Source organism: Cohnella nanjingensis (assembly GCF_014212125.1).
Classification (GTDB): domain Bacteria; phylum Bacillota; class Bacilli; order Paenibacillales; family Paenibacillaceae; genus Cohnella; species Cohnella nanjingensis.
The window spans coordinates 185,124-207,342 of the sequence record NZ_JACJVP010000030.1 but is presented as its reverse complement, the minus strand read 5'-3'; the positions used below and the strand labels follow the sequence as shown (position 1 = coordinate 207,342).

Annotated in this window: 22 protein-coding genes; 21 read left to right on the top strand and 1 reads right to left on the bottom strand. The window is 60.9% G+C overall.

The features are described 5' to 3' along the window. Positions 1 to 23: 23 nt before the first annotated feature. The 14 genes from sleB (at position 24) to H7C19_RS19325 (ending at position 13,231) form a co-directional block, all read left to right on the top strand. Complete coding sequence (gene sleB / locus H7C19_RS19390) at positions 24 to 797, top strand: spore cortex-lytic enzyme (protein WP_185670695.1); 774 nt, start codon at positions 24 to 26, stop codon at positions 795 to 797. A 143-nt stretch (positions 798 to 940) separates the two neighbouring features. Then, positions 941 to 2,224, top strand: a complete 1,284-nt coding sequence (yfmF, locus tag H7C19_RS19385; protein WP_185670694.1) for an EF-P 5-aminopentanol modification-associated protein YfmF — start codon at positions 941 to 943, stop codon at positions 2,222 to 2,224. 1 nt (position 2,225) lies between these two features. Next, positions 2,226 to 3,512 carry an EF-P 5-aminopentanol modification-associated protein YfmH gene (gene yfmH / locus H7C19_RS19380; RefSeq protein WP_185670693.1) on the top strand — a complete coding sequence of 429 codons (1,287 nt, stop codon included), beginning with the start codon at positions 2,226 to 2,228 and terminating at the stop codon, positions 3,510 to 3,512. An 11-nt stretch (positions 3,513 to 3,523) separates the two neighbouring features. Beyond that, positions 3,524 to 4,279 carry an elongation factor P 5-aminopentanone reductase gene (ymfI, locus tag H7C19_RS19375; protein ID WP_185670727.1) on the top strand — a complete coding sequence of 252 codons (756 nt, stop codon included), beginning with the start codon at positions 3,524 to 3,526 and terminating at the stop codon, positions 4,277 to 4,279. An 82-nt stretch (positions 4,280 to 4,361) separates the two neighbouring features. Continuing rightward, the gene (locus tag H7C19_RS19370; RefSeq protein ID WP_185670692.1) at positions 4,362 to 4,613 is read left to right on the top strand and encodes a DUF3243 domain-containing protein; all 252 of its coding nucleotides are present in this window, start codon (positions 4,362 to 4,364) and stop codon (positions 4,611 to 4,613) included. Positions 4,614 to 4,798: 185 nt separating this feature from the next. Further along, positions 4,799 to 5,569: a DUF3388 domain-containing protein gene (locus tag H7C19_RS19365; protein ID WP_185670691.1), complete on the top strand. Its 771-nt coding sequence runs from the start codon at positions 4,799 to 4,801 to the stop codon at positions 5,567 to 5,569. 54 nt (positions 5,570 to 5,623) lie between these two features. After that, positions 5,624 to 6,487: a helix-turn-helix domain-containing protein gene (locus tag H7C19_RS19360; RefSeq protein WP_185670690.1), complete on the top strand. Its 864-nt coding sequence runs from the start codon at positions 5,624 to 5,626 to the stop codon at positions 6,485 to 6,487. A 75-nt stretch (positions 6,488 to 6,562) separates the two neighbouring features. Continuing rightward, positions 6,563 to 6,724: a hypothetical protein gene (locus H7C19_RS19355; RefSeq protein ID WP_185670689.1), complete on the top strand. Its 162-nt coding sequence runs from the start codon at positions 6,563 to 6,565 to the stop codon at positions 6,722 to 6,724. Positions 6,725 to 6,916: 192 nt separating this feature from the next. Next, positions 6,917 to 7,408, top strand: a complete 492-nt coding sequence (locus H7C19_RS19350; RefSeq protein ID WP_185670688.1) for a YajQ family cyclic di-GMP-binding protein — start codon at positions 6,917 to 6,919, stop codon at positions 7,406 to 7,408. A 143-nt stretch (positions 7,409 to 7,551) separates the two neighbouring features. After that, positions 7,552 to 8,880 (top strand): 30S ribosomal protein S12 methylthiotransferase RimO, encoded by a 1,329-nt coding sequence (gene rimO, locus H7C19_RS19345; protein ID WP_185670687.1) that lies wholly within the window; start codon positions 7,552 to 7,554, stop codon positions 8,878 to 8,880. Further along, a complete protein-coding gene (gene pgsA / locus H7C19_RS19340; protein ID WP_185670686.1) occupies positions 8,877 to 9,497 on the top strand; it encodes a CDP-diacylglycerol--glycerol-3-phosphate 3-phosphatidyltransferase in 621 nt (206 codons plus the stop codon). Before rimO ends, pgsA begins: the two co-directional genes overlap by 4 nt. Further along, the gene (locus tag H7C19_RS19335) at positions 9,494 to 10,747 is read left to right on the top strand and encodes a competence/damage-inducible protein A (protein WP_185670685.1); all 1,254 of its coding nucleotides are present in this window, start codon (positions 9,494 to 9,496) and stop codon (positions 10,745 to 10,747) included. The genes pgsA and H7C19_RS19335 overlap by 4 nt, the downstream gene beginning before the upstream one ends. A gap of 249 nt (positions 10,748 to 10,996) precedes the next feature. After that, positions 10,997 to 12,058, top strand: a complete 1,062-nt coding sequence (gene recA / locus H7C19_RS19330) for a recombinase RecA (RefSeq protein WP_185670684.1) — start codon at positions 10,997 to 10,999, stop codon at positions 12,056 to 12,058. A 192-nt stretch (positions 12,059 to 12,250) separates the two neighbouring features. Continuing rightward, positions 12,251 to 13,231 carry a regulatory protein RecX gene (locus H7C19_RS19325; RefSeq protein WP_185670683.1) on the top strand — a complete coding sequence of 327 codons (981 nt, stop codon included), beginning with the start codon at positions 12,251 to 12,253 and terminating at the stop codon, positions 13,229 to 13,231. On the opposite strand, the gene H7C19_RS19320 is transcribed toward H7C19_RS19325, so the two are convergent. Next, entirely contained in the window at positions 13,228 to 13,467 is a 240-nt protein-coding gene (locus H7C19_RS19320) for a hypothetical protein (protein ID WP_221469339.1), read from the bottom strand. The genes H7C19_RS19325 and H7C19_RS19320 overlap by 4 nt on opposite strands. Positions 13,468 to 13,621: 154 nt before the next feature. On the opposite strand from H7C19_RS19320, the gene rny reads away from it, so the two are divergent. From rny to pduL, 7 genes are all read left to right on the top strand, one after another. Beyond that, positions 13,622 to 15,163 (top strand): ribonuclease Y, encoded by a 1,542-nt coding sequence (rny, locus tag H7C19_RS19315; protein ID WP_185670681.1) that lies wholly within the window; start codon positions 13,622 to 13,624, stop codon positions 15,161 to 15,163. A 116-nt stretch (positions 15,164 to 15,279) separates the two neighbouring features. After that, positions 15,280 to 16,074, top strand: a complete 795-nt coding sequence (locus H7C19_RS19310) for a TIGR00282 family metallophosphoesterase (protein ID WP_185670680.1) — start codon at positions 15,280 to 15,282, stop codon at positions 16,072 to 16,074. Positions 16,075 to 17,162: 1,088 nt separating this feature from the next. Beyond that, entirely contained in the window at positions 17,163 to 17,423 is a 261-nt protein-coding gene (locus H7C19_RS19305) for a stage V sporulation protein S (protein ID WP_006211249.1), read from the top strand. Between the two features lie 133 nt (positions 17,424 to 17,556). Next, positions 17,557 to 18,507, top strand: coding sequence for a dipeptidase (locus H7C19_RS19300; protein WP_185670679.1), 951 nt, complete (start codon positions 17,557 to 17,559; stop codon positions 18,505 to 18,507). A 220-nt stretch (positions 18,508 to 18,727) separates the two neighbouring features. Beyond that, the gene (locus H7C19_RS19295) at positions 18,728 to 20,464 is read left to right on the top strand and encodes a 2-oxoacid:acceptor oxidoreductase subunit alpha (RefSeq protein WP_185670678.1); all 1,737 of its coding nucleotides are present in this window, start codon (positions 18,728 to 18,730) and stop codon (positions 20,462 to 20,464) included. Position 20,465: 1 nt separating this feature from the next. Next, positions 20,466 to 21,332 (top strand): 2-oxoacid:ferredoxin oxidoreductase subunit beta, encoded by an 867-nt coding sequence (locus tag H7C19_RS19290; RefSeq protein WP_185670677.1) that lies wholly within the window; start codon positions 20,466 to 20,468, stop codon positions 21,330 to 21,332. A 233-nt stretch (positions 21,333 to 21,565) separates the two neighbouring features. After that, complete coding sequence (gene pduL, locus H7C19_RS19285; protein WP_185670676.1) at positions 21,566 to 22,144, top strand: phosphate propanoyltransferase; 579 nt, start codon at positions 21,566 to 21,568, stop codon at positions 22,142 to 22,144. Positions 22,145 to 22,219: the final 75 nt, after the last annotated feature.

Sequence of the window (22,219 nt, the reverse complement as noted above, 5' to 3'; positions counted from 1 at the left end):
TACGGGAAAGGCGTGAGACGTTCATGAGCTATCGTTTGGTCATCCTTACGGTCTGTCTCGTGTTCGGCCTGTTCGGGCTGTATACGTTGGAGAAATCGAAAGACAGTCAGGAGACGTTCAGCTCCGCTACGATTAAAACCGGCGCGTCCGGCAAAGACGTATACGAGCTTCAAGGACGGTTGAAGGCGCTGGGCTACTACGGCGACAAGGTGGACGGACATTTCGGAGCGACGACGCTGAATTCGGTCAAGTGGTTCCAATGGAAGTTCGGCATGAAGGCGGACGGCGTCGTGGGCGCCAAGACGAAGCTGAAGCTGTGGCAGGCGACCAAGGACTGGAAGCCGACCGCGGCCGATCTCGGCAAGGAAGAGAGCGCCGCCGCGCCCAAAGAGACGGCGGTCTCGAACGGCAACAATCTGCCGGCCTCGAACAACATGGGCATCTCGGAGAAGGACCTGAAGCTGATGGCGAACGCGGTCTACGGCGAATCGCGCGGCGAGCCGTACGAAGGGCAAGTCGCGGTGGCGGCGGTCATCCTGAACCGCGTGAAGTCGTCCGAGTTCCCGAATACCGTATCGGGCGTCATCTTCCAGCCGGGCGCGTTCACGGCCGTCGCGGACGGTCAGATCTACCTGACGCCGAACGAGAAGGCGGCCAAGGCGGTCAAGGACGCGATCAGCGGATGGGATCCTTCGGACGGGTGCTTGTACTATTTCAACCCGGAGACGGCGACGTCCAAATGGATCTGGTCGCGCCCCCAATACAAGACGATCGGCAAGCATATCTTCTGCCGGTAAGCCGACGATCGGCAGGCCTATCTACTGCCGGCAGGCCGATCGGACGCGCAGGGCCCAAATCGGCTTTTCCAAGATTTGCTTCGGATCGGGCCATCGGTTAGAATGGGGCTGAATCCAGTATGTGACGGAAGGGGATTGACGCCTTGCAACCCGAAGTATTTCAGCGCGGCGCGATCGGCCGATTGCGCATTCACGTATTGCCGACCCAACGCTTCAAGACTTTTTCGCTGTCGCTGTTTGCCGGAGTCCCCTTGGACGAATCGCGGGTAACGCAGGTTGCGCTTACCCCTTTTGTGCTGCGGAGAGGCACCCAGCGTTATCCGGAGACGATCGCGTTCCGCGAGCGCCTCGACGATCTCTACGGCGCCGGCTTCGGCTTCGATCTGTACAAAAGGGGCGACTATCAGGTCGTTCAATTCCGCTTGGACATCATCAACGACCGCTTCGTCTCCAGCGATCAGTCGCTGCTGAAGGAAGCGATCGGTTACCTGGGCGAAGCGCTCAGCGCGCCGGCGCTGGAGGACGGACACTTCCGCTCCAAGTACGTCGAAGCGGAGAAGACGACGATCGCCAAACGCATCGAATCGATCATCAACGATAAGATCCGCTACGCCGCCGAACGCTGCGTGGCGGAGATGTGCAAAGACGAACCCTACCGGCTGCTCGCGCTCGGGCGCAAGGAGGAACTCCCCGGCTTAAGCGCGCAGGCGCTGTACGACGGCTACCGCGAATGGCTCGACCGGGCGTCGCTCGATCTGTACGTGTCGGGCGATACCTCGCTCGAGGAGGTGCGGCAGTGGGCGGCCGAAGCGTTCAAGCTGTCGGACGGCTCGCCGCAAGGCTACGCGCGGGCGGAGCTGCGGCAGGCGCGCCGGGAGCCGCAGACGATCGTGGAGCGGCTGGACGTCGGTCAAGGCAAGCTGAATCTGGGACTGCGCACGAGCCAGACTTACGGAGACGACGATTATCCTTCGCTGCTCGTCTACAACGGCGTGCTCGGCGCGTTCCCGCACTCGAAGCTGTTCATCAACGTCCGCGAGAAGGCGAGCCTCGCGTATTACGCTTCTTCCCGGCTCGACGGGCACAAAGGGCTGCTGACGATCCAATCCGGCATCGAGATCGAGAACTACGAGAAGGCGCTGACGATCATTCGCGAGCAGCTCGAAGCCGTCCGCCAAGGCCGGTTCGACGCGGAGGAGCTCGGACGGACGAAGGCGATGCTCTCCAACCAGCTTCGCGAGATTCAGGATTCGGCGTTCGAGCGGATCGGGTTCGACTACAACACCGTGCTCTCGGGCAAGGAACGCACGGGCGAAGACATGATCGCGGCCGTGGAAGCGGTGACGCCGGATCAAGTCGTCGAGGCTGCGCAGGGCGTCGGCTTGGACACGATCTACTTCCTGCGCGACCAGAAGGAGGGGGACTGAGATGTCTACGCGCGATTACCCGCAGCTGCAAGAGACGCTGATCTACGAGAAGCTGGACAACGGACTGGAGGTATTCGTCCTTCCGAAGCCGGGCTTCACGAAGACGTACGCGACATTCGCGACCCGCTACGGGTCGATCGACAACCGGTTCAAGCCCGCCGGGCAGCCGGAGCACCGGGTGCCGGACGGCATCGCCCACTTCCTGGAGCACAAGATGTTCGAAGAGCCCGAAGGCGACATCTTCGCCAAGTTCTCCACGCAGGGCGCTTCGGCGAACGCGTTCACGAGCTTCGACCGCACCGTGTACCTCTTCTCAGCGACGAAGGACGTGGAAGCCAACGTGGAGACGCTTCTGGATTTCGTGCAGCACCCGTACTTCACGGAGGAGAACGTCGAGAAGGAAAAGGGCATCATCGTCCAGGAGATCAACATGTACCGCGACAACCCGGACTGGCGCGTCTACTTCGGCCTGATCGAGGCCCTGTACCGGAATCATCCGGTTCATATCGATATCGCGGGAACCGCCGAGTCGGTCCGCTCCATCACGAAGGATCAGCTGTACGACTGCTACAACACCTTCTACCATCCGTCGAACATGACGTTCTTCATCGTCGGCGGGATCGACGGCGAAGCGACGCTCGCCCAGATCAAGGCGAATCAGGCGAAGAAGTCGTTCCCGCCGGGCGGCGACATCGAGCGGCTGTTCGACGAGGAGCCCGCCAGCGTCCGCCAAGCCCGCAAGGAGACGAAGCTGCCGGTCTCGCTGCCGAAGTGCCTGTTCGGCTACAAGGAAGCGCCGCTCTCGTCGAGCGGAGAAGAAGCCGTTCGGCGGGAGCTGGCCACGAAGGTGATGCTGGACGCCCTGCTGGGCGCCAGCTCGCCGCTGTACGAGGCGCTCTACGACGACAACCTGATCTCGGACGGCTTCGGTCACGAGTACAACACCGGTCCGGGCTACGCCTTCTCCGTCATCGGCGGGGACACGCGCGATCCCGACGCCCTGATCGAACGCGTGACGTCGGCTTTGAAGTCCGCCGCCGAGCAAGGCATTCCGGCCGCGACGTTCGAGCGGACCCGCCGCAAGAAGATCGGCGCGTATCTGCGCATGCTGAACAGCCCCGAGGCGATCGCGGGCGAGTTCACCCGCTACCGCAACAAGGGCGGCGACTTGTTCGAGCTCGTCTCGATATATGAGCGTCTCACGCTGGAGGAGATCAACGCGCGGCTGCGCGAGCATGCCGATCCCGCGCGTCTCGCCGTGTCGATCGTACGGGGAGATGCGACTTGACCGAAGCGGCCATGCGGCAAGTTCGGGCGAACGCGTCCGCCGCGCTGGTCATCGGGGCTTCCCGGGGCATCGGCGCGGCGGTCGCGCGGCGGCTCGCCGGTGACGGCGCCAGCGTCGCCGTGCATTACCATCGTTCGCGGGCCGAAGCGGAAGCCGTGGCGGCCGAATGCCTCGCTTTGGGAGCGCCGGCAGCCTTTGCTATGCAGGCGGACGTCCGCTCCGGGGCGTCGATCGCCGCGATGAAGGCCCGGCTGGACGAGAGGGGCTTCGCGCCGGATGTTCTCGTGCACAGCGCGGGCACCGCCCACTACGGGTTGCTGGAGGATCTCGACGAAGCGGTATGGGACGATCTGCATCAAGTGCATCTGAAGGCGGCCTATTGGCTCGCGCGGCACTTCGGGCCCGCGATGTCCTGGGGACGCCGGGGACGGATCGTTCACGTCTCGAGCGTCTGGGGCGTGGTCGGCTCCGCCGGCGAGGTGGCCTATTCGGCGGCCAAGGGCGGGCTGAACAGCTTCACGAAGGCGTTGGCGCGCGAGCTGGCAGGGGCGGGCGTGACGGTCAACGCGGTCGCGCCCGGCGCCGTCGAGACCGACATGATGCGTGAGCTGACGGACGAGGAGCGGGAAGAGCTCCGCGCGGACATTCCGCTGGGCCGCTTCGCGCAGCCGGAGGAAGTGGCCGATCTCGTGCGGTTTCTCGTCTCCGAGCAGGCCGGGTACGTAACCGGACAAGTGATCGGGTTGACCGGAGGCTGGCGAATATAACCAGCGGTTGCGGGCATAAGTCGGGCGCGCCTTGGACATCTTATCGATTGTAATCATCCCAACCACCCAAGGAGGCTGCGCCATGTCGACGGTGCTTAGCAATTTTGAGTCGTGGAAGAAATTTTTAGGCGACCGCGTAGATGCGGCCAAGAACATGGGCATCGACGAGGAAGCGATCTCCAAGCTCGCGTACGAGATCGGCGAATTCCTGGACAACAAGGTCGACCCGAAGAACGAAGAGCAGCGCGTGCTGAAGGAACTCTGGGACGTCGGCGACGAATCGGAGCGCAAGACGATGGCCCGACTGATGGTCAAGCTCGCCCAGCATAGCTGAGCGATCCGCGCGCGCGGATCGTTCCGAAACGAGAAGCGGCTCCGCCTGATCCCAGGCGGAGTCGTTTGCGCACTTAGAGCCGATTATTTATAGGTCTAAAGTAGGAATCTTGTGTTGGCTTTTGCAGGAGAATGGCGGCCGTTGTAGAATGGAGAAGTGAAGGAAATCCGTAATGAGGTGTCTGCATGGATACGAAGCAATGGTACATGGAATATAAGATACATAAGAACCGTCCGGGCTTGCTCGGGGACATCGCTTCTCTCCTCGGGATGCTGGAAGTCAACATCCTGACGATCAACGGGGTCGAAGATCGGACCCGCGGGATGCTCTTGCAAACCGACGACGATGAGAAAATCGAACTTTTGGGTAAAATGCTTACGAAAGTAGAAAATATCTCGATCATCACGCTGCGGCCGCCCCGGCTGACCGATATTCTCGCCGTGCGGCACGGGCGCTATATCGAACGCGATTCGGACGATCGGAAGACCTTCCGCTTCACCCGCGACGAATTGGGACTTTTGGTGGATTTTCTAGGCGAACTGTTTAAAAGGGACGGGAACCAGACGATCGGTCTGCGCGGCATGCCCCGCGTCGGCAAGACGGAGTCGATCATCGCCGGCAGCGTATGCGCGAACAAGCGCTGGGCCTTCGTCTCCTCGACGCTGCTCCGCCAGACGGTGCGCAGCCAGCTGTCCGAGGAAGAGATGAACCCGCACAACGTGTTCATCATCGACGGGATCGTCAGCACGATCCGCTCCAACGAGAAGCATTACAATCTGCTCCAGGATATCATGACGATGCCGTCGACCAAGGTCGTGGAGCATCCGGATATTTTCGTGCGGGAATCCGACTTCGACTACGACGTGTTCGATTGCATCATCGAGCTGCGCAATACGCCGGACGAAGAGATTACGTACGAGAACTTCACGACGGCGGGCTTGGACGAAGGATTCTAACGCCTATAGGGCCGCGAGGCTCCTTTAAGAACATCGATACAGGAGGTGAAGCTAGTGTCGGATTTGGGATTGCTGCTTCGCAAAGCGAGGGAGCAACGGGGGTACACTCTCGACGATATTCAGGAACTGACCAAAATCCGCAAACGATATCTGGAAGCGATCGAATCGGGGGACTACAAGGTGCTGCCCGGGTCTTTCTACGTCCGCGCCTTCGTGAAGACTTACGCGGAGACGGTGGGCTTGGACGCCGAGGAAGTGCTTCGCCTTTATCATAAAGAACTGCCCGTGCCGCCTACCGCGGAGACGGTGCCGTCGGAGCCGATGCTGCAGTCGAAGAGCCGAAGCGTGCAGCACAACGACCGTTGGGGCAAAGTAGCCGTCACGCTGCTTATGTGGCTGTTCCCGATCCTCATCATCGTGGTCGTCTACGTGTATCTGTTGAACAACAAGGACCACACGCCGCCGAAGACGTCGGACCAGGATACGCAGATCACGCAGGGGACGTCGTCGCCTTCCGCGGGAGCGAGCCCGACGCCGACGCCTACGGCGACCCCGACGCCGACGCCGCCCCCGGCGGCGACGACGGTCACCTTCAAGGAGAAGAAGGGGAGCCGGTATTATTATGAAGTCGCGCCGGCCGGACCGCATACGCTCACGATCACGTTCCCAGGCGGCAAGAGCTGGGTAGGCGTCAACGAGAACAGCGCATCCGGCAAGTCGTTGTACAACAAGACGCCGAGCGCGGACGAGACGCTGACCTTCGAGATGAAAGGCCCGATCTACGTAAACGTCGGCAACGCGAAGGGCGCGCAGATCGCCATCGACGGCGTCGCCGTGGACGACGGGGACACCGCAGGCTCGAAGAAATTCATCTTCACGCCGCTGGAAGGCGCGGCGACGCCGACGCCTACGCCGTAAATCCGCATAAAGAGACCTCCTCCTGGGGAAAAATGAGGAAGCGTACACCAATTTCAGAGGTGGAGGTCATCGATTATGGGCGTAAGCTGGGTCATCGTCGGGATCGGCATTATCGTCAGCCTGATCGGCTGGTACTTGACGCCGGGCAACTGGGCATACGGGATTCTGGGCTTCGGGCTCGCTTGGATCGTGCTCGGGATTCTCGATATGCTCCGCGCTCCGACGCGCGCGCGTTAAATGCAAGGCAGACAGGCCCTCGACGAGGGCCTTTTGCATGTCGGAATTCGATTGGCTAACCCTTTCCAAGATCCGCACGAGTCAAAAGGCCGGAGGAGAAAGAGACGGGCTGCGCCCGGCGCGGGTTTTGTGCGGGGCGGACGCGTGGTATAATGTAGAAAATGCAAGGATAAAGGAAGGGAAGACGCGAAGATGGCATCGGAATACTCGTTCGATATCGTATCCAAGGTAGATATGCAGGAAGTGAACAACGCCGTGACCCAGGCGCTGAAGGAGATCGAGACGCGCTTCGACTTCAAGGGAAGCAAGAGCAGCATCAAGCTGGAAGGCGAGGCGCTGACGATCGCGTCCGACGACGATTACCGACTGAAGAGCGTCATCGATATTCTCCAGACGAAGCTGATCAAGCGGGGCGTCCCGATCCGCAATCTGGACTACGGCAAGATCGAGCCGGCTTCGGGAAGCACGGTGCGCCAGATCGTCAAGATGAAGCAAGGAATCGACCAGGACAACGCCAAGAAGATCAACATCCTCATCCGCGACTCCAAGCTCAAGGTGAAGAGCCAGATCCAAGGCGACCAGCTGCGCGTGACCGGCAAGAGCAAGGACGACCTTCAAGCCGCGATGAACCTGCTTCGGGGCGCGGACTTGCCGCTGGAATTGCAGTTCACCAACTACCGCTAGGACGGCGGCTTTAAGGCCGGCCGGACGGGCTTCCGGGAGGCTGAATCTCAGCTCCGGAAAGCGTTTGCGGTATTTTGACACGTATTGGGGCTTCGTTTATACTGGTTGGGACAAGAAGGAAGAACATTTGGGGGAAGTCATCGATGAGCGAGAAAGTCAGCGTCGTGACGCTTGGATGCGAGAAGAACCTGGTCGACTCCGAGATCATGTCGGGCCTGGTTCATCAACGCGGCTACACGCTAGTGGACAAACCGGAAGACGCCACGGTCGTCATCGTCAACACTTGCGGCTTCATCGATGCGGCCAAGGAAGAGTCGGTGAATACGATTCTCGGCCTCGCGGAGCTTAAGGAGACGGCCCGGTTGAAGGCGCTGATCGTGTCGGGCTGCCTAACCCAAAGATACAAGCAAGAGCTCATGGACGAGATGCCGGAGATCGACGGGATCGTCGGCACCGGCGATTTCCATCGTATCAATGACATCATCGACGAGGCGCTGGGCGGCCGCAAGCCGATCTACGTCGGCAATCCCGTGTTCTCCTATGAGGAGAATCTCCCGCGCAAGCTGTCGACGCCCCGCCATACGGCCTACGTCAAGATCGCCGAAGGCTGCGACAACGCCTGTACGTTCTGCAGCATCCCGATCATGCGCGGCAAGTTCCGGAGCCGTTCGATCGCATCGATCGTGGCCGAAGCCGAGCAGCTCGCCGCGCAAGGCGTGAAGGAGATCAGCCTCATCGCGCAGGATTCCACGAATTACGGGACGGACCTCTATGACGGCTTCAAGCTGCCGGAGCTGCTGAACCGCGTGAGCGAAGTGCCCGGCATCGCGTGGGTGCGGCTGCACTACGCCTACCCCGGCTTTTTCACCGACGAGCTGATCGAGACGATCGCCGCCAATCCGAAGATCTGCAACTACATCGATATGCCGCTCCAGCATAGCGAAGACGCCATTCTCAAGCGGATGCGCCGTCCGGGCCGCCAGCGGGACGTGCGGGAGCTGATCGGACGCATTCGCGCCCGCATCCCCGATGTCGCGCTGCGCACTTCGATGATCGTAGGCTTCCCCGGCGAGACGGAGGAAGACTTTGCGCGGCTGTGCGGCTTCGTCCGCGAGATGAGATTCGACCGCCTCGGCGTATTCGCCTATTCCCAGGAGGAAGAGACGCCGGCGAACCGCTTGCCGAACCAACTTCCCGACGAGGTCAAGCAGCATCGCGCCTCCGCGTTGATGGAGATTCAGCGCGAAGTCGCGAAGGACAACGCGTCCAAGTACGTCGGCCGTACGATCGACGTCCTGGTGGAGAGCTACGACGGCCGCAGCGACGTTTACGTCGGCCGCAGCCAGTTCGACGCGCCCGAGATCGACGGCGAAGTTTTCGTCTCCGGCATCCGCGCCGACATCGGCTCGATCCACAAGGTACGCATCACGCACGCATACGAGTATGACCTTTCCGGGGAGGGAATCGCGTGAATCTGGCCAATCGGATAACGCTGGTGCGTATTTTCCTCGTACCGATTATGACTTTTTTTCTGTTGATCAAGCTGAACGTCAGTCCGCTTACGATCGGCAGCTACTCCATCTCTTACAATCAAGTGTTCGCGCTGCTGCTGTTCATCATCGCGGCGAGCACCGACGGTCTGGACGGCTACATCGCCCGCAAGCATAAGATCGTCACCAATCTCGGCAAGCTGCTCGATCCGCTCGCGGATAAGCTTCTCATGGCCGCCGTGCTGATCTCGCTCGTCGAGATGGGCAAGCTGGACGCCTGGGTCGCCATCGTCATCATCAGCCGCGAATGGGCCGTCACGGGGCTGAGGCAGGTCGCGCTGCTCGAAGGCGTCGTGCTTGCCGCAAGCAAGTGGGGCAAATGGAAGACGGCGGTTCAGATCGCGATGATCATCGTGCTGCTGCTGAACAACTTCCCCTTCACGTACGTGCACTTCCCGCTGGATATTATCGCGGTATGGGCCGCCGCGATCATCACGGTCTACTCCGGCGTCGATTACTTCATTAAGAACAAAAATCTCATTCCGCTGTCGGACCCGCCCGCGGGCTCCGTCGCCAAGGAGGTGCGCCGCAACGTATGAGAGCGGAGATCGTTGCCGTAGGCACGGAACTCCTGCTCGGTCAGATCGTGAACACCAACGCCCAGTATCTGTCGCGCGGTTTGGCAGAGCTGGGCATTGACGTTTATTATCAGACCGTGGTCGGAGACAATGAAGAACGGCTCAAGCAAGCGATTGCGATCGCGCGCGGCCGGGCGGACCTGATCGTGTTCACCGGCGGCCTCGGGCCAACGATGGACGATCTGACGCGCGACGCCCTGGCGGCCTACCTGGGCCGGGGGATCGAGATGCACGAACCGACGCTCGCGAAGATCGAAGACATGTTCAGCGGGCGCAGCGCCGAGCTGATCGAGATCAACCGTCGGCAGGCGATGCTCGTCGCGGGCGCGACGCCGCTCCGCAACGACACGGGGCTCGCCGTCGGCAACGCGCTGACAGCGGACGGTACGCACTATCTGCTGCTGCCCGGCCCGCCGCGCGAGATGAAGCCGATGTTCGACAACGACGGCTCCGCTTGGCTTCGCGAGAAGCTGGGCCTGGCGGACGCGCTTCATTCGGTCGTGCTTAAGTTCGCGGGGATCGGGGAGTCCGCGCTCGAGGAGCTCTACATCGATCTGATCCGCGCGCAGACGGATCCGACGCTGGCGACTTACGCCAAGGAAGGCGAAGTCGCCCTTCGCGTCTCGACCAAGGCCGCCGACGCCGAAGCGGCGGCGCGGCGGATGGGGCCAGCGCTGCAGGAGATCCGCAGTCGCGGAGAGCGGTATCTGTACGCCGAGCAGGACGTCGGGCTCGAGACGGAGGTCGTGCGGCTGCTCACGGAGCAGCGGCGGACGGTTGCGCTCGCGGAGAGCTGTACGGGCGGCATGGTCGCCGCCATGCTGACGACGGTACCGGGCAGCGCGGATGCGTTCCTGGGCGGCGTGGTGAGCTACAGCAACGGCGTGAAGCGCCAGCTGCTGGGCGTCCCCGAGGCGCTGCTCGAAGGGGAAGGCGCGCCCGGCGCGGTGAGCGAGGAGACGGCGCGCGCCATGGCCGAGGGCGCGCTGAAGGCGGCCGGGTCGGACCTCGCGGTCTCGATTACCGGCGTAGCCGGGCCGGCCGCCTCCGAAGGCAAGCCGGTCGGGCTTGTCTATCTCGGGATCGCGCAGCGGGGCCAACCGGCGCGCGCGGAGAAGCTGCAGCTGTCGGGCGACCGCGAAGGTATCCGCATCCGGGCGAGCAAGCGCGCGCTCTATCTGCTCTGGCTGACGCTGACGGGCAGAGGCTGATATACAGCCCTTGCAAGGGAGAACAGGCTCGGCGGCGGGAGTTGCGATTCGACACGATTCGCTAATAATGCTTGTCAAACCGTTCTTGCTATGATAAGTTTATTTAGAAAGTTGCGGAAGAACCGTAGCGAAGATTACTTTGCTGCGGTTCTTTTTTGATAATCATTCGAACAAATGTTCGCAAAAAGCTTGGCAAACGCAACAGAAAAAGGTATGATATAACTATTAAAAGATAAGGATGTGGGTGTGTTGTCCGATCGTCGCGCCGCATTAGAGATGGCCTTGCGCCAGATTGAGAAACAATTCGGCAAGGGTTCCGTCATGAAGTTGGGAGAGCAAGCTCAGCTGCAGGTAGAGACTTATTCAAGCGGTGCCCTTGCTTTGGATATCGCCCTCGGGATCGGCGGATTCCCGCGGGGCCGCATCATCGAAGTCTACGGACCGGAATCGTCCGGTAAGACGACCGTCGCCTTGCACGCCATCGCCGAAGTGCAGCGCGCTGGCGGACAGGCCGCCTTCATCGATGCAGAGCATGCGCTGGATCCGATCTACGCGCGCAACCTCGGCGTCAACATCGACGAACTGCTGCTGAGCCAGCCGGATACCGGCGAGCAGGCGCTGGAGATCGCCGAAGCGCTCGTACGCAGCGGCGCCGTCGACATCATCGTCGTCGACTCCGTCGCCGCGCTCGTGCCGAAGGCCGAGATCGAAGGCGACATGGGCGACTCGTTCGTCGGCTTGCAGGCGCGCTTGATGTCGCAGGCCATGCGCAAGCTGTCCGGCGCCATCAGCAAGTCGAAGTCGATCGCCGTCTTCATCAACCAGCTGCGCGAGAAGGTCGGCGTCATGTTCGGCAACCCGGAGACGACGCCGGGCGGACGCGCGCTGAAGTTCTACGCTAGCGTACGTCTGGACGTTCGCCGCATCGAGTCGATCAAGCAAGGCAACGACATCGTCGGCAACCGCACGCGCATTAAGGTCGTAAAGAACAAGGTGGCGCCTCCGTTCAAGCAAGCCGAAGTCGACATCATGTACGGCGAAGGCATCTCGAAGGAAGGCAGCATCGTCGACATCGGCACGGAGCTCGATATTGTGCAGAAGAGCGGCGCATGGTTCTCTTACAACGGCGAGCGCTTGGGTCAAGGCCGCGAGAACGCGAAGCAGTTCCTGAAGGATCATGCGGAGCTGTCGGGCCAGATCGAGCAGCAGATCCGCGATGCGACGCTGTCCGCTACCGCAGTAGCGGCTCGCACCAGCGCCGCCCAGGAGGAAGACGACGAAGAAGACGCCGAGTTCGGCGAGCTCGAGTAAGACATCAGGAATGGGCGTCTGCATCCGTGCGGATGCCCTTTTTCCAACGATTCCTCTCGTTCTCTTTGAACGTCCGTCGCATCGTTGCCGATACCAACGGGTTCGCCTTCTTCGGAGGACGCGAATCCGTTTTTTGCATGTTTGAAGAATGAGCATCAGGGTGTAAGAGCGCAGGGGAGGAGGAAGGAACGGATGAGCAAGGAGGAGAGGGCAGATCGCGAGTCCTCGGAGGCGAGCGAGGCGATCGATATCTCGGACGAACGGGATTGGCGGGTGGTCGGCAAGGCGAAGCCGCCATCCGATTCGGGTCGTCGGTCCTCGGGCAACCGGGACGCAGGAGCGCGCGGCGGATCCGCGGCCCGGAACCGGCAAGCCCGCAGCCAACCGCACGCACAGGAGACGACGCATAGGGCAGACGCGGATCGAGGGATCCCGGATCATCGGCACGCTCCGAATACAGGCGCGGTTATCGTCGCGATGCAGGCCGACCCCAAGAAGCCTTCGATGTACGTGCTGGCGGTGCTGCCGGAGGGGTCGTCCGAGCAGGAGACGCTGAAGGTGCACGAGGATACGCTGGTCGGCTGGCGGCTGCTCAAGGGACGACGGCTGACGGCCGAGGAATGGGCGGAGCTGCGCAAGGAAGAGCAGAAGGAAGAAGCCTATCGCGCGGCGCTCGGCATGCTCGACTTCAAGGCGCGGACCAAGAGCGAGCTGCAAAAAGGTTTAAAGCGAAAAGGGTTCTCCGCGGAGGCGATCGCCGGCAGTCTGGAGCGGCTGTCCAAGCACGGGCTGCTGGACGATGCCGCCTACGCGAAGCGATTCGCGGAATCGCGCGTCTCCAGTCAGAAGAAAGGCCGGCGGCTGATTCGTCAAGAGCTGCTGCAGCGCGGCGTCGGCAAGCAGGACGTAGAAGAGGCGCTCGAAGACCTGGATGCCGACGCCGAGCGGAGCTCCGCGCTGACGCTGGCGCGCAAGCGCTGGCCCGGCATAAAGGGGAAGACGCTCCGGGAGCGGCAGATGAAGCTGCTGGGGGTGCTGCTGCGACGCGGTTTCCCGAACGGCGTCGCGTACGAAGCGGTTCGCGAAGCGGCGGCGGAGTTGCCCCCGGAGGAGGAAGCGGATTGGGAAGAGTCGTCATATGGCGAGATGGACCATGAGGATATGGACATTTAAGCGAGCGGGCAAGGGTGAATCGGGACGGCGGACGGCGGATATCCGCCGTCTTTTTGTTCGTCATACAGAATTGATAAGTTGACCGCCTTATCCATTTCTGTATGGCCTCCGATAAAAACATGCCGCCATCTGGAGCCGTTTTTACTTGGAAAGCGGGGCGTGACGCAGCAGGTTTGGCGTTCGGCTGCAACTTGACAATCCATTTTCACAAAAGATACAATGAAATTGTAATCCATCATCTCATTCCGAACCTTTTTCCTTCCAAAAAACGATTCGGAAAGTGATTTTTCGACTTTTTTTCAAGCGAATTGAAACGGTTCTGAAACCGGCACACAATTGAATAGGTGTCCCAAGAATTTGCCTTGGTGATGCAACGAGGAGGTGAAGACCATGCAAGCCTGGATCTGGGTCTTGATCGTAATCGTTGTTGGCGTGCTTTTCTTTGGGATCGGTTATTTCGTACGCAAGTCCATTGCGGAGGCGAAGATCTCCAGCGCCGAGGAAGCAGCCCGTCAGATCGTCGAGAGTGCCAAGAAAGATGCGGAAGCCATCCGCAAGGAAACGGTACTGGAAGCCAAAGACGAGGTGCACAAGCTCCGGAACGAAGCGGAACGCGACATTCGCGAACGCCGCAACGAGATTCAGCGTCAGGAACGCCGGCTTGTCCAGAAGGAAGAATCGCTGGACCGCAAGCTGGAGTCCCTCGAACGCAAAGAGGAGCAAGTGGCCAACAAAGAGAAACGGATCGAAGAGACCCAAGAACAGATCGAAACGCTTCATAAGCAGCAAATTACCGAGTTGGAGCGCATCTCGAACTTGTCGATGGAGGATGCGAAGCAGCTGATCCTGTCGACCGTCGAGCAAGAAGTGCGCGTCGAGACCGCCCAACTGATCAAAGAAATCGAGCAGCAAGCCAAGGAAGAAGCGGACAAGCGCGCCCGCGACATCATCTCGCTCGCCATCCAGCGGTGCGCCGCGGACCACGTGGCCGAGACGACGGTATCCGTCGTTACGCTGCCGAACGAAGAGATGAAGGGCCGGATCATCGGCCGGGAAGGCCGCAACATCCGCGCGTTGGAGACGTTGACGGGGATCGACCTCATCATCGACGATACGCCGGAAGCGGTTATCCTGTCGGGCTTTGACCCGATCCGCCGCGAGATCGCGCGGACTTCCCTCGAGAAGCTGGTGGCGGATGGACGTATCCACCCCGCCCGCATCGAAGAGATGGTCGAGAAGTCTCGCAAGGAAGTGGACGAGAGAATTCGGGAGTACGGGGAGCAAGCGACGTTCGAAGTTGGCGTCCACGGTCTCCACCCGGACCTCATCAAGATCCTCGGCCGTCTGAAGTTCCGGACGAGCTACGGACAGAACGTGCTGAAGCATTCGATGGAGGTCGCGTATCTGACCGGCTTGATGGCTGCGGAGCTCGGAGAAGACGTATCGCTCGCCAAACGCGCCGGCTTGCTGCATGACATCGGCAAGGCGCTCGATCACGAAGTGGAAGGTTCGCATGTCGAGATTGGCGTAGAGTTGGCGAAGAAATACAAAGAGCACCCGGTCGTCATCAACAGCATCGCATCTCACCACGGCGACGTGGAGGCGACTTCGGTCATCGCGATGCTCGTCGGCGCGGCAGACGCGCTGAGCGCGGCTCGCCCTGGCGCCCGTCGGGAGACGCTGGAGACGTACATCCGCCGGCTCGAGAAGCTGGAGGACATCTCCGAATCGTTCGACGGCGTCGAGAAGTCTTACGCCATCCAAGCCGGACGCGAAGTTCGCGTCATGGTGCAGCCGGAGAAGATCGACGACGCCGAAGCGTTCCGATTGGCCCGCGACATCACGAAGAAGATCGAGAGCGAACTCGATTATCCGGGCCACATCAAGGTCACGGTTATCCGCGAGACCCGCGCGGTCGAGTACGCGAAATAATTTCCGGGAAGGCTGAGAAGTGGCTGCGCGATCGCAGCCACTTTTCCCGTTCTTGCCCGCGCTAGGCCATGCCGTTCGCTGCGCCCGCAGCAGGCATGCGATCGAAAGGAGACGTTATGAAAGTCGTATTCATTGGAGATATCGTCGGCAACGTCGGCCGGGAGACGGTCAAACGGCTGTTGCCTTGGCTGAAGGACCGTTATCAGCCCCATATCGTGATCGCGAACGGCGAGAACGCCGCTGGGGGGCGCGGCATTAACGCCGCGATCACCCGCGAGCTGTTCGAGGCGGGCGTGCACGGCATCACGATGGGCAACCATACGTGGGACAATCGGGAGATCTTCGAGTTCATCGACGACGAGCCGCGCATGATCCGGCCGGCCAACCTGCCGCCCGGTACGCCGGGACGGGGATACACGGTCGTGAAGGCGGGCAACAAGGAGCTCGCTATCGTGAATCTGATCGGACGTACGTTCTTGCCGCCTTCCGACTGCCCCTTCCGCAAGGCGGACGAGATTTTAAGCGAGCTTCGCAAGCAGCACAAATGCATCCTCGTCGACTTCCATGCCGAAGCGACCAGCGAGAAGATCGCGATGGGATGGTATCTGGACGGCCGCGCTTCGCTCGTGCTCGGTACGCACACCCACGTGCAGACGAACGACGACCGCATTCTGCCGGAAGGGACCGCTTACGTCACCGATGCCGGCATGACGGGGCCGCGCGACGGCGTGCTCGGGATGGAGCGGGAGAACGTCATTCGCAAGTTCATCACCGGCATGCCGACCCGGTTCCAAGTCGCGGAGACGAAGTGGCACTTGAACGGCGTTTTCGTGGACATCGACGAAGCGACCGGCCGCGCGAACCGCGTCCAAACGATCCGCGTGGACGAGGACAGCTGGATCCCGGCATAAAGATATCGAATAAAGTGCAAGCGGCGAGCGCCCGAGAAGGGAAGCTCGCCGCTTTTTCATGCACGGCGTATACGGCCGGATCGCCGCGCCCTCGGTTCAATGTCTTCCTATCCCATCCCCACCAGCCGGGGATGGCTTGCTCCACTCAAGAAAACGTCGGGCGGCAATAGGAGCAAATGATTCTTCCGGAGGAGTTTACGTCCGCCTTTCGAGCCCCTTTGCCACCTATCCCAAATCGGCAAAAGCAAAGGGGGGAGAACCGCGGCCGGAGGAAGAAGCATTTGCGTATTGCCGCGCTCTCGTTTTCTATGTTTCCTATCCATCCCCACCCGTCGGGGATGGTTTGTCAAATGTGGGGAAACGTCGCGTGGCAAAAGGAGCGAATGATTCTTCCGGAGGAGTTTACGTCCGCCTTTCGAGCCCTTTTGCCACCTATCTCCATGTCATCGAAGCAAAGGGGGGAGAACAGCGGCCGGAGGAAGAAGCATTTGCGCACCGCCGCGCCCTCGTTTTCTTTGCTCTTCCTAGCGATCCCACCCGTCGGGGATGGCTCGCTTCACTCAGGAAAACGTCGCGCGGCAAAAAGGAGCAAATGATTCTTCCGGAGGAGTTTACGTCCGCCTTTCGAGCCCCTTTGCCACCTATCTCCATGTAATCGAAGCAAAGGGGGGAGAACCGCGGCCGGAGGAAGAAGCATTTGCGCATCGCCGCGCCTTCGTTTTCCTTTGCTCTTCCTATCCATCCCACCAGCCGGGGATGGCTTGCTCCACTCAAGAAAACGTCGCGCGGCAAAAAGGAGCAAATGATTCTTCCGGAGGAGTTTACGTCCGCCTTACGAGCCCCTTTGCCACCTATCCCAAATCGGCAAAAGCAAAGGGGGGAGAACCGCGGCCGGAGGAAGAAGCATTTGCGTATGGCCGAGCCCTCGTTTTATCCTGCATCCGAATAGCCATCTCCCGACACCATTTTTCAGAATTTTTCGTCCTTTCCCCGCCCTCTCCGCCTGAAGTTGCAGGAATTATTAAGGATTCTACCGAATAAGTATCCGTTAGTGGGCCCATCCTTTTACCCCTGAGGAGGAACTGGTCATGGAAGTATTAAAGGTTTCGGCAAAATCGAACCCAAACTCCGTCGCAGGCGCTTTAGCTGGGGTGCTACGGGAGCGCGGAGGCGCTGAATTGCAAGCCATCGGCGCTGGCGCGCTGAATCAGGCGATCAAGGCGGTCGCGATCGCTCGCGGCTTCGTCGCGCCGAGCGGCGTGGACTTGATCTGCATTCCGGCGTTTACGGATATCGTGATCGATGGGGAGGACCGCACGGCGATTAAGCTGATCGTCGAGCCGCGATAACGAGGAGAAGCACGATGCACGAATCGTCGACCTGTTGAGAGGGATGCACGCGGTTGCGGCGCTTGGATGCCGCCGGAGCGTCATCGCGGATACAGGTTTTTTTGTTGCGTATAAGAGAGAGGGAGGCAACCTGATGAGACAAGTAGCCGATTTGCATTGCGACGTGCTGAGCAAAATGCTGCGTGACGATAAGGTCACGCTGGGACCGCCGAACGACGGCAAGCTGGATGTCACGCTCGGGAGGCTCCGCCAAGGCGGGATCGGTCTTCAAGTGTTCGCGATGTGGGTGCCGGACGAGCTGGCCAAGACGCCGGAGACGCTGCTGCGGGCGGCGGAACTGTTCTGGTCCAAAGTGCTGACCTGCGAAGGCATGCGGCTCGTCCGCAAGCCGGCCGACGTCGAATCGGTGCTGAGCGGGACCGATCCGGGCTTAACGGGAGCCCTTCTGTCGCTGGAAGGCGTGAACGCCCTGCAGGGACAATGGTGGGCGCTCCGGCTGCTGCACCGCTTGGGCTTGCGGCTCTTGGGGCCGACCTGGAACCATGCCAACTGGGCCTGCGACGGCGTAGGCGAACCGCGCGGCGGCGGATTGACGAAGGCCGGCCGGCAGCTGGTGGCCGAATGCGAGAAGCTGGGCATTCTGATCGACGTCTCGCATTTGTCCGATCGCGGCTTCTGGGATTTGGCGGATGCGGCGTCGCGTCCTTTTTTTGCTTCGCACTCGAACAGCAGGCGGCTGTGCGACAATCCCCGCAATCTGACGGACGACCAGATTCGCGCGCTGATCGCGGTGGACGGCCTCGTCGGCCTTACGTTCGTGCCCTACTTCGTGACGGTGCCTGGGCCTGCGACCATCGACGACGTGCTTCGCCAGGTGGAGCATGTCTGCGGGCTGGGCGGCGAGCGCCATATTGCGTTCGGCTCGGATTTCGACGGGATCGAAGTGCACGTCCAGGGGCTGTCCCATCCGGGCGAATATCCGGCGCTCGCGGAGGCGCTGATCCGCCGATACCCCGAAGCATGGGTCAAGGGATGGCTGAGCGGAAACGTTCGTCGGTTTTTGACGACGAATCTGCGAGAATGATCGAATAACGTATCATTTATATCGGAAACGTATGTGTTTCATCAAAAAGAGTTATACATTCATTTGGGCGGAAAGGCTTGCAATTTAACCCTGCGAATCATAAAATTTATGTGGTCAAACAAGTTCGTGAATTTTCTTTCATTATCATCTGCATGCATAAGCAGGACACGCAGCGCGCTTCATCATAAAGGTCGAACCAGAGATTAGAGGAGATGTTATTGTGATCAGTCAACTGTCATGGAAAATTGGCGGCCAACAAGGGGAAGGCGTGGAAAGTACGGACCGGATTTTCTCCACGGCTTTGAACCGGCTGGGTTATTACCTGTACGGGTACCGGCACTTTTCCTCCCGGATCAAGGGCGGACACACGAACAACAAGATCCGCATCAGTACCAAGCCGATCCGCGCGATCTCGGACGATCTGGACATTCTGGTGGCGTTCGACCAGGAGAGCGTCGATCTGAACGCGAAGGAGCTGCGCGCAGGCGGCGTCATCGTCGCGGACGCCAAGTTCAATCCGACGGTGCCGGAGGGCGTGAGCGCGCAGCTGTTCGCGGTCCCGATCACGGCGATCGCCGAAGAGCTCGGCACCTCGCTCATGAAGAACATGGTCGCGTCGGGGGCTTCCTGGGCGCTGCTCGGGCTGCCGATGGAAGTGTTCAACCAGGCGGTCCAAGAGGAGTTCGGACGTAAAGGCGCGGCCGTCGTCGAGAAGAATATCGAGGCCGTAAAGCGCGGCGGCGACTTCGTGCTGGCGCAAGCCGGCGGTCCGCTGGAAGCGTTCAAGCTGGAGGAAGCCGACGGCAAGCAGAAGCTGTTCATGATCGGCAATGAAGCCATGGGCCTCGGATCGATCGCGGCCGGCTGCCGCCTGATGTCCGCCTATCCGATCACCCCGGCGTCGGAGGTCATGGAGTACTTAATCAAGAAGCTGCCGAAGTTCGGCGGTACGGTCATTCAGACGGAGGACGAGATCGCGGCGGTGACGATGGCGATCGGCGCCAACTACGGCGGCGTGCGGACGATGACCGCGTCCGCGGGTCCCGGCCTCTCGCTCATGATGGAAGCGATCGGCTTGTCCGGCATGACCGAGACGCCGCTCGTCATCATCGACACCCAGCGGGGCGGTCCTTCGACGGGGCTGCCGACGAAGCAGGAGCAATCCGACATCAACGCGCTCATCTACGGCACCCACGGAGAGATCCCGAAGGTCGTCATCGCGCCTAGCACGATCGAGGAATGCTTCTACGATATGATCGAGGCGTTCAACATCGCGGAGACCTACCAAGTGCCGGTCATCGTCGCGACCGATCTGCAGCTGTCGCTCGGCAAGCAGTCTTGCGAGCAGCTCGACTACGACCGTATCGCGATCGAACGAGGCAAGCTCGTCACCGAAGAGCTGGAGCCGCGCGAAGACAACAAGCTGTTCCCGCGTTACGCGTTCACCGAAGACGGCATCTCGCCTCGCGTGCTCCCGGGCGCGAAGCACGGCATCCACCATGTGACCGGCGTCGAGCACGACCAAGAAGGCCGGCCGTCCGAGAGCGCGGTCAACCGCCGGAAGATGATGGACAAACGTCTCGGCAAGCTCAGCCAACTTCGGATTACGGACGCCGTCAAGGCGGACGGACCGTCCGAGCCTGCCGACCTGCTCGTCGTCTCGATGGGCTCGACGGGCGGCACGATCAACGAAGCCCAGGCGCGCCTGGCGCAGGAGGGCATCGCGACGAAGCACATTACCGTCCGTCAGATGCATCCGTTCCCGAACGACCTGATCGAGCCTTATCTGCAGCGCGCGAAGCAGGTCGTCGTCCTGGAGAACAACGCGACCGGCCAGCTCGCCAACCTGATCAAACAGAACGTAGGCTACCACGACAAGATCGTGAACCTGCTCAAATACGACGGCACGCCGTTCCTGCCTTCCGAAATCTACAACGCCTGCAAGGAGCTGAACTAAGATGGCTACATTCAAGGAGTTCCGCAACAACGTCAAGCCGAACTGGTGCCCTGGCTGCGGCGACTTCTCCGTGCAGGCCGCCATTCAGCGGGCCGCGGCGAATATCGGGCTCGAGCCCGAGCAGTTGGCCGTCATCTCCGGGATCGGCTGTTCGGGCCGGATCTCCGGCTACATTAACGCATACGGCTTGCACGGCATCCACGGCCGCGCGCTGCCGATCGCCCAAGGCGTCAAGCTCGCGAACCGCGAGCTGACGGTCATCGCTTCCGGCGGCGACGGAGACGGCTTCGCGATCGGGATGGGCCATACCGTGCACGCCATCCGCCGCAACCTCGACATCACCTACATCGTCATGGACAACCAGATCTACGGTTTGACGAAGGGACAAACCTCCCCGCGCAGCGCCGAGGGCTTCAAGACGAAGTCGACGCCGGAAGGCTCGATCGAGTCCACGTTGTCTCCGCTCGAGATCGCGCTGTCGGCGGGTGCGACGTTCGTCGCGCAGTCGTTCTCCAGCGATCTGAAGCAGTTGACTACCTTGATCGAAGCGGGCCTCAGCCACAAGGGCTTCTCGCTGATCAACGTCTTCAGCCCGTGCGTCACCTTCAACAAGGTGAACACATACGACTGGTTCAAGGAGAACATCGTGAATCTGGAACAGTTCCCGGATTATGACCCGTCGAACCGGATCGCCGCCATGACGAAGATCATGGAGACGAACGGCATGCTGACCGGCTTGATCTATCAAGACAAGACGCGCCCGTCGTACGAGGACCTCGCGGTCGGCTTCAAGCCGGAAGCGCTGGCCAAGCAGGATCTGACGCTGTCGCGCGACGACTTCGACAAGCTGGTGAAGGAATTCAAATAAGCTTCGAATCTCGCGAAAGGGCTGCCCTCCGGCAGCTCTTTTCCTTTGTCGTTCAGCGTCCGACCGGCGAGCGAGGGGTACTCGGACGCTTCGCGTTGCAGGAAGATTTCGACAAAATGGTGGCAGCGTTCAAATATCGGTCCGATTCGCGGAAATCGCGGGGTTCCCCGTTCGCGCCGCGCTTCGCCGATGCGCTATAATAACGAAAAAGCAGTCTGAAAGGTGGAGTCTCCATGAGCGAAGCAAAAAAAGTACCCGTCGGCGTCTCGGCGCGCCATATCCATCTCACGGAAGCGCATGTCGCCGCGTTATTCGGCGAAGGGGCCGCGCTGACCGAGATGAAGCCGTTGTCGCAGCCCGGGCAGTTCGCCGCGAACGAGACGGTGGCCGTATACGGTCCGAAGGGCGCGTTCGCCAAGGTGCGCATTCTCGGACCGACGCGTCCGGCTACGCAGCTGGAAGTCTCGCGCACCGACGCGTTCGCGTTGGGGCTGAACCCGCCGGTACGCGAGTCGGGCAAGATCAAAGGCACGCCCGGCATTCGCATCGTCGGGCCGGCCGGCGAAGTGACCGTCGAGCAAGGCGTCATCGTCGCCGCGAGACATCTCCACATGCACACCTCCGACGCCGAGCGCTTCGGCGTCGCGGACAAGCAGCTGCTGCGCGTGCGGGTCGGCGGCGAACGCGGACTCGTCTTCGGCAACGTCGTCGCGCGGGTGTCGGACCAATTTGCGCTGGACATGCATATCGACACGGACGAGGGCAACGCGGCCGGCGTCGCGACCGGCGAATACGGCGAGATCGTAGACTGACGCCGCCCTTCCGCGACATGACACTTTCCGGCCGCTCATGCTATAATACGGTGGATTAAACAATGCGCGGAATAG